The sequence below is a fragment of the Thioclava sp. NS-SX20 genome (assembly GCF_057380695.1).
The window spans coordinates 550,523-563,014 of the sequence record NZ_CM170816.1 but is presented as its reverse complement, the minus strand read 5'-3'; the positions used below and the strand labels follow the sequence as shown (position 1 = coordinate 563,014).

General features: G+C 60.4%; 11 protein-coding genes. 4 read left to right on the top strand and 7 right to left on the bottom strand.

Features of this window, described 5'->3' with window-relative positions; translation table 11 throughout:
* The first annotated feature begins 115 nt into the window (after window positions 1-115).
* Both clpA and AC2ISB_RS02835 read left to right on the top strand, forming a co-directional pair.
* Window positions 116-2,449, top strand: coding sequence for an ATP-dependent Clp protease ATP-binding subunit ClpA (clpA, locus tag AC2ISB_RS02840; RefSeq protein WP_339109302.1), 2,334 nt, complete (start codon window positions 116-118; stop codon window positions 2,447-2,449).
* On the top strand, window positions 2,449-3,390 hold the full coding sequence (locus AC2ISB_RS02835) for a M23 family metallopeptidase (protein WP_486576037.1): 942 nt from the start codon (window positions 2,449-2,451) through the stop codon (window positions 3,388-3,390). The genes clpA and AC2ISB_RS02835 overlap by 1 nt, the downstream gene beginning before the upstream one ends.
* On the opposite strand, the gene AC2ISB_RS02830 is transcribed toward AC2ISB_RS02835, so the two are convergent.
* The 3 genes from AC2ISB_RS02830 to AC2ISB_RS02820 all read right to left on the bottom strand — a co-directional run bounded on the left by AC2ISB_RS02830 (window position 3,387) and on the right by AC2ISB_RS02820 (window position 6,551).
* Window positions 3,387-4,769 carry a peptidoglycan -binding protein gene (locus tag AC2ISB_RS02830; RefSeq protein ID WP_339109300.1) on the bottom strand — a complete coding sequence of 461 codons (1,383 nt, stop codon included), beginning with the start codon at window positions 4,767-4,769 and terminating at the stop codon, window positions 3,387-3,389. The two genes, AC2ISB_RS02835 and AC2ISB_RS02830, sit on opposite strands and share 4 nt — an antisense overlap.
* Before the next feature lies 1 nt (window position 4,770).
* Window positions 4,771-5,943, bottom strand: coding sequence for a biopolymer transporter ExbB (locus tag AC2ISB_RS02825; RefSeq protein WP_486576034.1), 1,173 nt, complete (start codon window positions 5,941-5,943; stop codon window positions 4,771-4,773).
* Window positions 5,944-6,005: 62 nt separating this feature from the next.
* Window positions 6,006-6,551, bottom strand: coding sequence for a gamma-glutamylcyclotransferase (locus AC2ISB_RS02820; RefSeq protein WP_339109298.1), 546 nt, complete (start codon window positions 6,549-6,551; stop codon window positions 6,006-6,008).
* A gap of 126 nt (window positions 6,552-6,677) precedes the next feature.
* On the opposite strand from AC2ISB_RS02820, the gene AC2ISB_RS02815 reads away from it, so the two are divergent.
* A complete protein-coding gene (locus AC2ISB_RS02815) occupies window positions 6,678-7,676 on the top strand; it encodes a DUF2125 domain-containing protein (protein ID WP_486576032.1) in 999 nt (332 codons plus the stop codon).
* Between the two features lie 45 nt (window positions 7,677-7,721).
* Here AC2ISB_RS02815 and AC2ISB_RS02810 read toward each other — a convergent pair whose 3' ends face one another.
* Window positions 7,722-8,642 carry a prephenate/arogenate dehydrogenase family protein gene (locus AC2ISB_RS02810; protein WP_486576030.1) on the bottom strand — a complete coding sequence of 307 codons (921 nt, stop codon included), beginning with the start codon at window positions 8,640-8,642 and terminating at the stop codon, window positions 7,722-7,724.
* A complete protein-coding gene (gene hisC, locus AC2ISB_RS02805; RefSeq protein ID WP_486576028.1) occupies window positions 8,639-9,742 on the bottom strand; it encodes a histidinol-phosphate transaminase in 1,104 nt (367 codons plus the stop codon). Before hisC ends, AC2ISB_RS02810 begins: the two co-directional genes overlap by 4 nt.
* A 346-nt stretch (window positions 9,743-10,088) precedes the next feature.
* On the opposite strand from hisC, the gene AC2ISB_RS02800 reads away from it, so the two are divergent.
* On the top strand, window positions 10,089-10,379 hold the full coding sequence (locus AC2ISB_RS02800) for a hypothetical protein (protein ID WP_339109294.1): 291 nt from the start codon (window positions 10,089-10,091) through the stop codon (window positions 10,377-10,379).
* Window positions 10,380-10,525: 146 nt separating this feature from the next.
* Here the strand turns inward: AC2ISB_RS02800 and rpsD are convergent, their stop codons facing one another.
* Window positions 10,526-11,146 carry a 30S ribosomal protein S4 gene (rpsD, locus tag AC2ISB_RS02795; RefSeq protein ID WP_486576026.1) on the bottom strand — a complete coding sequence of 207 codons (621 nt, stop codon included), beginning with the start codon at window positions 11,144-11,146 and terminating at the stop codon, window positions 10,526-10,528.
* A gap of 178 nt (window positions 11,147-11,324) precedes the next feature.
* Window positions 11,325-12,275 (bottom strand): lipid A-modifier LpxR family protein, encoded by a 951-nt coding sequence (locus tag AC2ISB_RS02790; protein ID WP_406720448.1) that lies wholly within the window; start codon window positions 12,273-12,275, stop codon window positions 11,325-11,327.
* Window positions 12,276-12,492 lie beyond the last annotated feature (217 nt).

Here is a 12,492-nt window from a genome sequence, read left to right as displayed (position 1 = left end):
AATTTGCACCAAAGGTCTTGAACAGCGCGAATTTCCACCGAAGTTTAATACTATGAGGCCAGGTTGGTGATCGGGTCGCTTTGATACCGCCGCCAACATAGGAAAGGAGCACCACATGCCTTCGTTCTCGACCACTTTGGAACAAGCAATTCATGGTGCGCTGGCACTGGCCAACGCGCGCCGGCACGAACTGGCGACGCTTGAGCACCTGCTGCTGGCGCTGATCGACGAGCCCGACGCAAATCGCGTCATGCGGGCCTGCTCGGTCGATCTGGATGAACTTCGTCAAACCCTAACCGACTTCATCGATGATGACCTCTCGACCCTGATTACCGAGGTTGAAGGCTCCGAAGCGGTGCCCACGGCTGCTTTCCAGCGCGTGATCCAACGCGCGGCCATTCATGTGCAATCTTCGGGTCGCTCCGAGGTGACGGGGGCCAATGTGCTGGTCGCGATCTTCGCAGAGCGGGAATCCAATGCGGCCTTCTTCCTGCAAGAGCAGGAAATGACCCGCTATGATGCGGTGAACTTTATCGCGCATGGTGTCGCGAAAGATCCGGAATTCGGCGAAAACCGGTCTGTCACCGGTGCCGAGGAGGAAGAGACCAACAAGGCCGACACCACCAACCATCAGTCCGAGCGCGAGGGCAAGGAGTCGGCGCTGGCCAAATATTGCGTCGATCTCAACAAGAAATCCAAGAAAGGCGATATCGACCCGCTGATCGGGCGCCATGAAGAGGTGGAACGCTGCGTGCAGGTACTATGCCGCCGTCGCAAGAACAACCCGCTTCTGGTGGGCGATCCGGGCGTGGGGAAAACCGCAATCGCGGAAGGTCTTGCGCTGAAAATCACCCGTGGCGAGACGCCCGAGATCCTGAAAGGCTCGACGATCTATTCGCTCGACATGGGCGCGCTTCTGGCGGGCACCCGTTACCGTGGTGACTTCGAGGAACGTCTGAAAGCGGTTGTGAAAGAGCTTGAAGACCATCCCGATGCGATCCTGTTTATCGACGAGATCCACACCGTGATCGGTGCGGGGGCCACTTCGGGCGGCGCGATGGATGCCTCGAACCTGCTGAAACCGGCGCTGGCTGGCGGAAAGCTGCGCTGCATGGGGTCGACCACCTATAAGGAATTCCGTCAACATTTCGAGAAAGACCGCGCCCTGTCGCGGCGCTTCCAGAAGATCGATGTGAACGAGCCCTCGACCGCAGATGCCGTGAAAATCCTCATGGGTCTCAAGCCCTATTTCGAGGAGCATCACGACATCCGCTTCACCAATGATGCGATCAAGACTGCGGTAGAGCTGTCGGCGCGCTATATCCACGACCGTAAGCTGCCCGATAAGGCGATCGATGTGATCGACGAGGCAGGTGCCGCCCAGCATCTGCTACCCGACAGCAAGCGTCGCAAGACGATCACACCGAAAGAAATCGAGAATGTCGTGGCCAAGATTGCCCGCATCCCCCCGAAAAACGTCTCGAAAGACGATGCCGAGGTGCTGCGCGATCTGGAGAAAACGCTGAAACGCGTGGTCTTCGGTCAGGACAAGGCCATCGAAGTGCTGGCCGCCTCGATCAAGCTGGCCCGTGCCGGTCTGCGCGAGCCCGAGAAGCCCATCGGCAACTACCTCTTTGCCGGTCCGACCGGTGTGGGTAAGACCGAAGTGGCCAAACAGCTTGCCAGCTCGCTTGGCGTCGAGATGCTGCGGTTCGACATGTCGGAATACATGGAGAAACATGCGGTCTCGCGCCTGATCGGCGCCCCTCCGGGCTATGTCGGCTTTGATCAGGGTGGCCTTCTGACCGATGGCGTCGACCAGCATCCGCATTGCGTGTTGCTGCTGGACGAGATCGAGAAAGCGCATCCCGATGTCTACAACATCCTGCTACAGGTGATGGATAACGGCAAACTGACCGACCATAACGGTCGTCAGGTCGATTTCCGCAACGTGATCCTGATCATGACCTCGAATGCGGGTGCTTCGGATATGGCAAAAGCCGCAATCGGTTTCGGTCGGGATCGCCGCGAGGGCGAAGACACGGCCGCGATCGAACGGACCTTCACACCAGAATTCCGCAACCGTCTGGATGCGGTGGTCAGCTTCGCCCCGCTACCGCGCGAGACCATTATCCAAGTGGTCGATAAATTCGTGCTGCAGCTTGAAGCCCAGCTGATCGATCGCAACGTTCATATCGAGCTGACACCGGAAGCTGCAAACTGGCTGGCCGAGAAAGGTTATGACGAGCGGATGGGGGCCCGTCCCTTGGGCCGCGTGATCCAAGAGCATATCAAGAAGCCGCTTGCCGAAGAGCTGCTATTCGGCAAGCTGACCAAAGGCGGTCTGGCCAAGGTCTCGGTGAAGGACGACGAAATCGTTATCGAGGTCGAAGAGCCTGGCAAACCGCGGATCACCGGCTCGAAACCACCGCTGCTGACAGCCGATTGATGCGGCCTTTTCTTCTTCTACTTGTTTCGGCCCTGCCTTGCGGGGCCGAAACTTTATCCGAGCCGCGATTTACCTTTCCGGTCGACTGCACCTTGGGAAAAACCTGCTATATCCAGAACTATGTCGATCACGATCCCGGCCCCGGGGTCACCGATAGCGCCTGCGGGAATCTGACATATGATGGCCATGACGGCACCGATATCGCAGTCCCTACCCGCGCAGATATGCGCAAGACTATCGCAGTCTACGCGGCGCTTGATGGAACAGTGCGCGCCACCCGTGATGGAGAACCCGATTCCGCCTTTGCTGACGGTGCCTCGGTCAAAGATAAAGAATGCGGCAACGGGGTTATCATTGATCATGCCTCAGGCTGGCAAACCCAATATTGCCATCTGAAAAACGGCTCTATTCTGGTCCAGCCGGGGCAGAAAGTGACCACCGGCACCACATTGGGAGAAATCGGACAATCCGGGCTGGCGGCCTTCCCTCATGTGCATTTCGAAATCCGGCATAACGGGCAATCGCTTGACCCGTTCACCGCAGGCGACAGCGCCTGCACCCTTGCCGCCGATCACGCCCAGCTTTGGACGACGCCCATTGCCTATGACGGGGGCGGCGTGCTTCTGGCAGGGCTCACCAGTGAAATCCCCGATTATGATGCCATCAAACAGGGCCGTTTGCCCGCATTGCCGCAAGAGGGCGCGGGCCGTCTGATCCTGTGGATTTACGGCTTTGGCGGACAGCCCGAAGCTGATCTACATGCAACCCTTTCTGGGGGCGGCCAGAACCTGAGCCAGAACATCGCCTTTGAAAAGCCGCAGGCGCTTTATCTACGCTACATCGGGCGCAATGTAAAAACCGGCCTGAAACCGGGCACCTACACTTTTACCGTCACGGACACCACGGGGCATATCACCGCCGGAGAGGTGACCGTGCCCTAGCGTTCGGTCAGCTTCAATTCGATCCGGCGGTTGGCGGCACGCGCCTCTGGACTATCGCCTTTGGCAACCGGACGATATTGCCCGAAACCTGTCGCCGCCAGACGGTTGGGCGGGAATTTCAGACTGTCGATCATATAGCGCACGACAGAAAGCGCGCGCGCCTGACTGAGCTCCCAGTTGTCGCGATATTGCCCCGTCCCCGAAAGCGGCACGTCATCGGTATGGCCATCAACACGAATGATCCAGTCAAGCTGCGGCGGGATCTCGGCAGATAACTCGTCCAGCAAGCGGGTCACCTGCGCGATTTGCGCCTTACCCTCATCAGACAGGGTGGCAGACCCCTGCGGGAACAGCACTTCGGAGGAGAAGACGAAGCGGTCGCCGACCACTTTTACCCCCTCGCGCCCTTGCAGAATTTTCGACAGGCGGCCGAAAAACTCCGAACGGTAGCTTGCCAGATCCTGCGCCTCGGCTTCCGCCTTCTTGCGCGCCGCTTCTTCCAGAGAGGCACGACGTTTCTGCTCGGCGGCAAGCTGCGCAAGCGCCGAGTTGAGTTGCGTGCCAAGCGATTCGATCTGGCTTTTGGAAGCCGCGGATCGCGTCTGGCTATCATCCAGAACGGCCTGTAATTGCCCCAGCTGGCCACGTAGGGCCGCAATCTGCTGGTTCAGCAATTCGACCTTGCGGGCAGCATCTTGCGAGATATCTTTCTGCTCGGCCAGCGCCTTTTCGGCCACCGCCTGCAACGCCGCCTGCCGTTCGGCCTCGGTCAGTTGACTGTCCAGCCTGCCCTGCAGGTCATCGCGCGCGGCCTGCGCGGCTGCCAGTTTGGTCAGCGTGTCTTCGGCCTGACGGCGGGCCTCCTCCAGTGCGAGGGTCATCGTGGAAATCTCTTCCCCCGACACCTGCAGCTTGGTGCGAAGGTCATCGATCGTCGCTTGCGAGACGCGCAGCTTCTGGTCAGACGCCTGCATCTGCGCCTTTTGCGCTGCCAGAAGATGCGCCACCTGTGCTTCAAAAGCGGTGATTTTCGTATCTGCTGCGGCCAAATCGGACTGGCGATCCCGAAGCTGGCCCGTGAGATTGGCGATCAGGGTCGCCTGCCGCTGCGCCTCGGTTTCGGCATCGGTCAGCTTGGTTTCCAGCGACCCCACCTTCTGACGCGACAGCGACAGCGCCTGCGCCAGCCCGTCCACCGTGTCATTCAACGAGGCCAGTTCATTTTCCTGCGTATTCACCTGCTGGCGCAGCACCGATTGCACCACCATGAAGATCGACAGCACAAAGATGACCACCAACAGAAGCGCGGTCATCGCATCCACGAAACCGGGCCAGATATTGGTGGAAAACCGCTGCCGTCCGCGCCGCGCCAGTGCCATCTCAGCTCTCCCGCGGGCGGGCGAGAATGGCGCGCGTCATCGCGGCGAAATCATTGCGCAGCTCGGCCATGCTTTCCTGACGGCCCGCCGACATCTCTTCGAGGATACGCGCCATCTGCCCATCCATCGACCGCAGGCGCATCCGCATCTCGGCATCATTTTCCGCCGAGAGATCAGAGGCATAATAGGCCGCCATTGTCTCGAGCGCCACCACCAGCCGCTCTTGGCCGTCGGCCATGCGCTGAAGGCTTTCGGCCTGCGCACTGCGCGCGGCGATCTCGCTATCAAGGCGGTCGGACAGCCCCTCCATCACATGCGCAAGCTGACCCAGACGCACATCCACCTGACGGCGCGAGCCCTCACTCTCGGCAAAGAGCCCGTTCAGCTGGTTCATCTGTTCAGCCATATGGTCAAGGATCTCGATCACCGCCGATTCCTCGCCATCACCGCCGGCAAAGCTGAGCCGGCTGATCGAGCTGATCCATTCCTCAAGCTCGCGGTAGAACCGGTTCTGGCCATGCGTCACGAACAGTTCCAGCAATCCGACGATCAGCGACCCCGCAAGCCCCAGAAGCGAGGAGGAAAACGCCGTGCCCATCCCCCCCAGCTGTCCCTCAAGGCCGGTCATCAGGTTGTCAAAGACGCTCAGCCCCGACTGCCCCTCTTGAGGAGCCAGCGCGCGGATGGTGTCAACCACCGCAGGCACCGTTGTGGCCAGCCCGTAGAAGGTGCCCAGAAGCCCCAGAAAGATCAGCAAGCCCGTGATATAACGGGTAATATCGCGGCCTTCATCAATCCGCTCGGCCACCGATTCCAGAATCGAGCGCCCCGCAGAGGTGGCAATATCGGCGCGTTGGCGCGTCCCCAGAAGGGCCGCCAGCGGTGCCAGCATCACGGGCGCCCGCACATCGGGCCGGCCCGGACGGTCCGCCGCAAAGCTTTCCAGCCAGCTAACCGCCTTGATCAACTGCACCACCTGCCAGAAACAGGCCAGCACCCCCAGCACGAAAGTCACCACAATCACGCCGTTCAGCCAAGGGTTGGACAGGAAAATCGGGAAAATCCGCGCATAGGCGAAAACTGCACCGGTGGCGACCAGCCCCAGCACCACCAGCATCATAAAGATCTGCCGCACGGGCTGGGAGAATTGCGGTTCAAGCTTCAGCTTCGACATGGATGGCCTAGATTATCTGTTTCCGGCTCGACCCTAATCGTCACAGGCGGTTTCTCCAAGGGCTATCCGCGCGCCTCCTCGGCAAGATGGCGCACCCGTGCCGCGAGCCAGTCCAGATCGGGATCCGCGATACCCAGCCTGCCCAGATGCTGGGCAGTATTATAGAGATATTCGCAATTCGGCCCCATCTTGCCGCAGGAGCGGGCGATAATCTGCGCCTGATCCTCTAGCGGGTGGTGACAATACTGGGTGTTCGCCGGATCGATGACATAGGTCACCGCCTCAACCACGCGCCCGTCCGCCAGCGCCACCGGAAGGAGACGTTCCTCATAAGCATCCGAGACCAGCTCGCGGGCGCGCAGATAGGACAGCACCTGCGCCTCTTCCCCCGCTTTGGCCCGCAGTGCCACCCCCGCGCAAACCGCGTTTTCCTGCGCGTCGAGCGCCAGCACCAAGCCCGGGTTCCGCATAGTGCCGCGATAGTGAATGGACGTCATGCAGAAAGAGCGATGCCACCCTTTCAAACGACCAAGTGCCTGTTCTTCCGGTACAAATCCCGGATTCCAGATCAGCGAACCATAGCCGAAAACCCATAACGTCTTGTTCATGTCTCTGGTCCTTTTCTCTTGTGCCGAATAGATAAGATATCAAGAGGCGTGAAGAGGTATATAATGCGAAAATTAGTGGGTCTCATCATCATATTGGGTGTCATTTTCGGCACTTATTGGGTGCTGATGTCACGCGCGATCGAAAGCCGTGCGAAAACGTTGATCGCCAGCGCCGAAGCCGGCGGCTGGGGGTCGGCACAGGCAGTGGCTGTCAGTGGCTTTCCTACGAAATTCACTGCCAATTTCGAATCTCCCGAGCTGACCCAGCCCGATGGCGGCTTTAACTGGGCTGCCGAATATGCCCAGCTTAATGCCGGTGTATTCAGCCCGACCTCGATCACCATGACCCTGCCCGAGGAAGCCGATCTGGGTTGGGCGGGGCATCAGTTCACGCTGTCAAACATCTCCAACCAGCTTCATGTCGATCTGGGGCTGAGCAGTTCGCTACCGCTGAACGCGGCCAAGCTTGTGCTCGACCAGCCCGAGATCAGCGGTGAAAAGATCGATTTTGGCGCGAACCAGATCAGCGTAACGCTGAACGAAGCCAAAAGCGGTGCGGCCTCTATCGTGGACCCGTCAGATGCGCAATCCACACTGACCCCTGCCCATGCCTATCAGGTCACAGCCAATATGGACGAGGTGCAGATCCCGCTGGATGCGCTGCGCAAGCTTCTGCCCGACGGCGCGGCAACCGACACGCCGCTGGCGGACAAAATCGACCAGATCCATCTGAATGCCGCCATCGGCACGGCCACGCCGCTGGACAATAGCAGCCTTGCCCGCATGCCCGCGCTGCAAACGCTGCGGATTGATAATTTCACGCTGGATTGGGACGCCAAGCTGGTCAGCGCGCAAGGGGCCCTGACCATCACCGAAACCGGCCAGCCCGAAGGCGAGATCCTGCTGAGCACGCCGGATTGGGAAGCTTGGCTGGAGGTGGCTGTCGATGCGGGGCTGATCGCGCGGAACCGCGTGGATATGGTCAAGCTTCTGGCGGGGCAGATGGTCGACAAATCCGGCCTGCTGACATTGCCGCTGACCTTCCGCGCTGGCCAGATGAAGCTCGGGCCGCTGCCGCTGGGCAAAGCTCCGGTGATCCAGATCCCTGAATCGGCGGAAGGGTAAACACAAAAAACGGGCCCCGCGCGGGGCCCGTTACGGTTGCGGCCTCTACTCGCCCGCCTGCTTGGGCACCCGCCCGAAATCGGGGGCATCGGTATCCTGCCCCGCATCAATGATCCCGCGCCGGATCGCACGGGTGCGGGTGAAATAGTCGTGCAGCATCTCGCCGTCGCCAGTGCGGATCGCACGTTGCAGCACGAACAACTCCTCGGCAAAGCGCCCCAGAATATCCAGCGTGGCCTCTTTGTTGGTCAGGAAGACATCGCGCCACATCGTCGGGTCCGACGCTGCGATACGGGTGAAATCCCGAAAACCCGAGGCGGAGTATTTGATGATCTCCTGATGGCTGACGCGGCGCACATGATCGGCCACGCCCACCATCGTATAGGCAATCAGATGCGGGCAATGCGAGGTCACCGCCAGAGTGATATCGTGATGGGACGCATCCATCGTGTCGACATTCGCCTCCAGCCCCTCGAGATAGGCGCGCAGCTTGGCCAGTGCCTGCGGGTCGGTCGTCTCGGAGGGGGTCAGCAGCCACCAGCGGTTGACAAACAGCGTGGCAAAGCCCGAGCGCGGCCCCGATTGCTCGGTCCCTGCCAGCGGGTGGCCGGGGATGAAATGCACGCCCTGCGGCACATGGGGCGCGACAGCCTCCACCACGGCCTGTTTCACCGAGCCCGTATCGCTGAGAATGGCCCCCTGTTTGAGATGCGGCGCGATCTCGGCGGCGACCGCCCCCATCACGCCCACTGGCACGCAAAGCATGACCAGATCGGCATCACGCACGACATCGGACAGGCTGTCACAGACAGTATCGACCAGCCCGATCTCGGCGGCGATACGACGCACTTCGGGGTCGCGATCATAGCCCGCCACCTCGCCCGCAAGCCCTTTCCATTTTGTCGCATGAGCAAGGGACGAGGCAATCAGCCCCATCCCGATCAGCGCCACTTTCCCGAAGATCATGCCAGATCACCGGCCATGAACTGCGCTTTGAACTGACCGATCAAATGGGCCACACGACGGCAGGACGGCTCGTCCCCCACGGTAATACGCAGGCAATGCGGCAGGTTATAGCCCGCCACACGGCGCACGATAATGCCCTCGGATTTAAGATACTCGTCACAGGCTTCCGCCTCGGCGGTCGAGGTAAAGCGCGCCAGAATGAAATTGGCGGTGGAGGTATCGGAGGGCACACCCTTCTCGGCCAGCGCCTCGGCCAGCCAGGCCCGCAGGCGGGTGTTGTCATTGCGGCAGCGTTCCAGCCAGTCCTGATCGCGCACGGCAGCCTCGGCGGTCTCAAGCTGCGCGGTGGACATATTGAACGGCCCGCGCACGCGGTTGAGCACATCGATGATGGCTTTGGGACCATAGCCCCAGCCCACGCGCAACCCGCCCAAGCCGTAGATCTTGGAGAAGGTGCGCGTCATCACGACATTCTCCAGACGGGTGGCGATATCGGCGCCGCCATCATAACCCTCGACATATTCCGAATAGGCGGCGTCGATCACCAAGATCGCCTGCGGCGGCAGACCACGGGCCAGACGTTCCAGCTCGGCGGGCGCGATCATCGTGCCGGTCGGGTTATTGGGGTTGGCGATGAACACCAGCTTGGTGTTCTCGTTGCAGGCGGCCAGAATCGCATCCACATCGGTGGTGCGGTCGCGCTCTTTCACCTCGACCGGCGTACCACCGGCCGCCATCGTCGAGATGCGATACATCAGGAAGCCGTGCTCGGTGAAGACCACCTCGGACCCCGCGCCCACATAGGCCTGACAGAGCATGTGGATGATCTCGTCCGAACCGACACCGATAATGATCTTCTCGGCATCCAGTTTATAGACATCACCGATGGCCCCGCGCAGGCCTGCATGATCGGTCGAAGGGTAGCGATGCATCGAATGCGCACAGCGCGCAAAGGCTTCTTTCGCCTTGTCGGACGGCCCGAACGGGTTCTCGTTCGAGCTGAGCTTCACCGCATCCGTGCGGCCTGCCACTTTGGACGCGCCGCCTTCATAAAGCGCGATATCCATAATTCCGGGTTGCGGTTGAATTTGGTCATTCATGATGCATCTACCCTCATCTTGCGCCGCCTCTTTATCTGCGAGGCGGGAGTTTTTCCAGCAATCTTTGGTCGCTGCAAAGATTTGCCGCAGAGGGCGTGGGAGATGCCCCACATATTTAGAAAAAACTTACGCAAATTTTAAAATCTTACCCGTTTATGGACCGCTCTCCGGACAGATTTACGCCTCATTTAGATTTCACAACTTAAGCGTTACATAGTCCAAAGGAATGTTCTCAATGTCCCAAATACCTGCATATGCGGCCCCTCCTCTGGCATTTGCCACGACCTTCCTATGTGCCTTGGGATTACCTGCGACTGTCCGCGCGGACAGCCTGCAGGATGTGTTCATGTCCCTACCGAAGGCCAAGCGCATTGCCGTCAAACAGACATTGTCGCGCTATCAGCTTTTCGTCGGTCGCGTCGATGAAAACTGGAGCCCCGGAACCGAGCGCGCCTTGCGACGCGGGGCCGAAGAGGTGGCCAAACGCTCGCAACTGATGTACCGCCCGCGCCTTGTTTCCCAACGCGAAGCGCAGGTCTATATCGCCAAACTCGAATCCGGCGAATTCGGGGATTACTTCCAGAAGGAATCCGACGCCCAGCTCTGGTCCTTCCTGAACGTCTTCAAGGGCGGATGAGCCGGCAGAATGACAGAATGTCATGCCCCTCCACAGCGTTACACGACAAGACTGACCAAAACGTAAAAAGCCGCAGCACCAAGCTGCGGCTTTTTGTATTTTGCGGAGTTCGGCAAAGAACCGGTGGGGCCCGAAGGCCCGCCACCTTAGTTCTTTGCGTAGAATTCGACGACCAGATTCGGTTCCATGACGACCGGATAGGGCACGTCGGACAGGGTCGGGGTACGGGTGAAGGTCACGGCCAGCTTCGAACCGTCGACTTCCAGATAGTCCGGAATATCGCGCTCTGCCGAGGCTTGTGCTTCGATGACCAGCGCCATTTGCTTGGACTTCTCACGCACCTGGATCACGTCACCCTCTTTCACGCGGTAGGAGGGGATGTTCACGCGCTTGCCGTTCACCAGAACGTGGCCGTGGTTGACGAACTGGCGTGCTGCGAAGACGGTCGGGACCAGCTTGGCGCGGTACACAACGGCGTCGAGGCGGCGCTCGAGCAGACCGATCAGGTTTTCACCGGTATCGCCCTTGACGCGCTCTGCTTCACCGTAGATGCGGCGGAATTGCTTTTCGGTCAGGTCGCCGTAGTAGCCTTTCAGCTTCTGCTTGGCGCGCAGCTGGATACCGAAATCCGACAGTTTTGCCTTGCGGCGCTGACCGTGCTGACCCGGGCCATATTCACGACGGTTGACCGGGGACTTTGCGCGGCCCCAGATGTTTTCGCCCATGCGGCGGTCGATTTTGTACTTGGCAGACGTGCGTTTGGTCACGGCTGATCTCCTTCATCAAAGTTTCGAAGGGCGTTGTCCTCCTCCGGCCTTGCGACCGGCGACAGGTTTTCTCTTGCGAGATCCACCAACACCAAAGAAAAACCGGCAGCCTGCGCCACCGATCCGCGCGCTTATACAGGGACCATCCCTGCTGTCAACGCCTAAGACCGCAGGCCGCTCAGAAACGGATATCCACGCGCAGATCTCCCACCACCTGCCCCTCTGGCTGGGTGGTGAATTCTTTCGACAGCCATGTTGCCCCATAGCTGATATGCCCCCAGCCCCATCCGTGGCTGATAAAGGCCCGCAAACGATAGCGCGTCTCTTCCGCCGCAATAGTCTCGCCGGGAAACAGGTCGCTATGGCCGACATGGCTCACATCCGCCCCGAGGCCGAAACGCGTGGCCCGCGCATATGTGTCGCCCAGCCCCAGATAGAGCCGCCCCAGCACATCATCGCGTAACCACAGCTCTCCATGCCCCGCATTGAAAACCAGATCGGCGCCTGCGGTCAGAAGATCCTCGTCGCCGCTTTTGCCCGCAACAAAGGGAATCAGTTGCGTCCGCTCGGACAGCTCCACCGGATAGCGCAATTCGGCCACCACCATCGGCCAGACCTTATTGCCAAGCTGCTGGTCCTGCGCGGCCTGCGGATCGGGCTGGTCCAGAATGTCATGCAGCGCATCCTGCACCTTGCCCGGCAAACGGTCCGGCCCGATCCCCACCACGCCAAAGCCCACCATAGCCTGCCAGCCCGCCTGCTCGAAATAGCTGCGCGCGCTCAATTCCGTGCGGCTGACATAACGGCGGTCATCGGCGGCCGGATGCTCGAGCGACTGGGGCGCGATGACCGACCCGCCCAACCGGAATTCCCAAAGCGAGAAAGGCGCCACAGGTGCCCGCCCTGTCCAGTCCGCCCCCGCAAGAACGGACAGGCTCAGACCGCCGGTCTGCCAGCGGTCATGACCGTCACCGATCAGGTCATTATAATGGAACCGCGACCAGCCCAGATAATGGATCCCCTGCGCGGGCAGCGTCTCGACCACAGCGGCGGTCTCCGCCCGAAGCGGTGCCGCAGCCCCCAGCATCAGCGCCAATGCCCCGATCACCCCATAGCTCTGCCTGTGCATCCTACGCTCCCTCAGCGGTCTTTCTGCGACCCTGCCACAGCCGCAATGCGCCGCAAACGCCTTGTGCACTGCCAGCCGCTCATCCCTGCGCGGCGTTGCAAGCAGATCACGCGCGCGCTGCGGCAAGTGGCCCCAAGACCACAATCACGCGCAAACGCCTTGCTCCCATCCGCAGTTGGTGATTGATGGATCCTGTTCCGACAGCCAAAGGCGAATC

Coding starts and splice junctions, on each gene's coding strand:
- AC2ISB_RS02830 (WP_339109300.1), bottom strand. CDS start 4,769: ATGGCACTGGCGCGGCGCGGACGGCAGCGGTTTTCCACCAATATCTGG.
- AC2ISB_RS02810 (WP_486576030.1), bottom strand. CDS start 8,642: ATGATCTTCGGGAAAGTGGCGCTGATCGGGATGGGGCTGATTGCCTCG.
- AC2ISB_RS02815 (WP_486576032.1), top strand. CDS start 6,678: ATGTCACGCGCGATCGAAAGCCGTGCGAAAACGTTGATCGCCAGCGCC.
- AC2ISB_RS02820 (WP_339109298.1), bottom strand. CDS start 6,551: ATGAACAAGACGTTATGGGTTTTCGGCTATGGTTCGCTGATCTGGAAT.
- AC2ISB_RS02790 (WP_406720448.1), bottom strand. CDS start 12,275: ATGCACAGGCAGAGCTATGGGGTGATCGGGGCATTGGCGCTGATGCTG.
- AC2ISB_RS02825 (WP_486576034.1), bottom strand. CDS start 5,943: ATGTCGAAGCTGAAGCTTGAACCGCAATTCTCCCAGCCCGTGCGGCAG.
- clpA (WP_339109302.1), top strand. CDS start 116: ATGCCTTCGTTCTCGACCACTTTGGAACAAGCAATTCATGGTGCGCTG.
- AC2ISB_RS02800 (WP_339109294.1), top strand. CDS start 10,089: ATGTCCCTACCGAAGGCCAAGCGCATTGCCGTCAAACAGACATTGTCG.
- AC2ISB_RS02835 (WP_486576037.1), top strand. CDS start 2,449: ATGCGGCCTTTTCTTCTTCTACTTGTTTCGGCCCTGCCTTGCGGGGCC.
- hisC (WP_486576028.1), bottom strand. CDS start 9,742: ATGAATGACCAAATTCAACCGCAACCCGGAATTATGGATATCGCGCTT.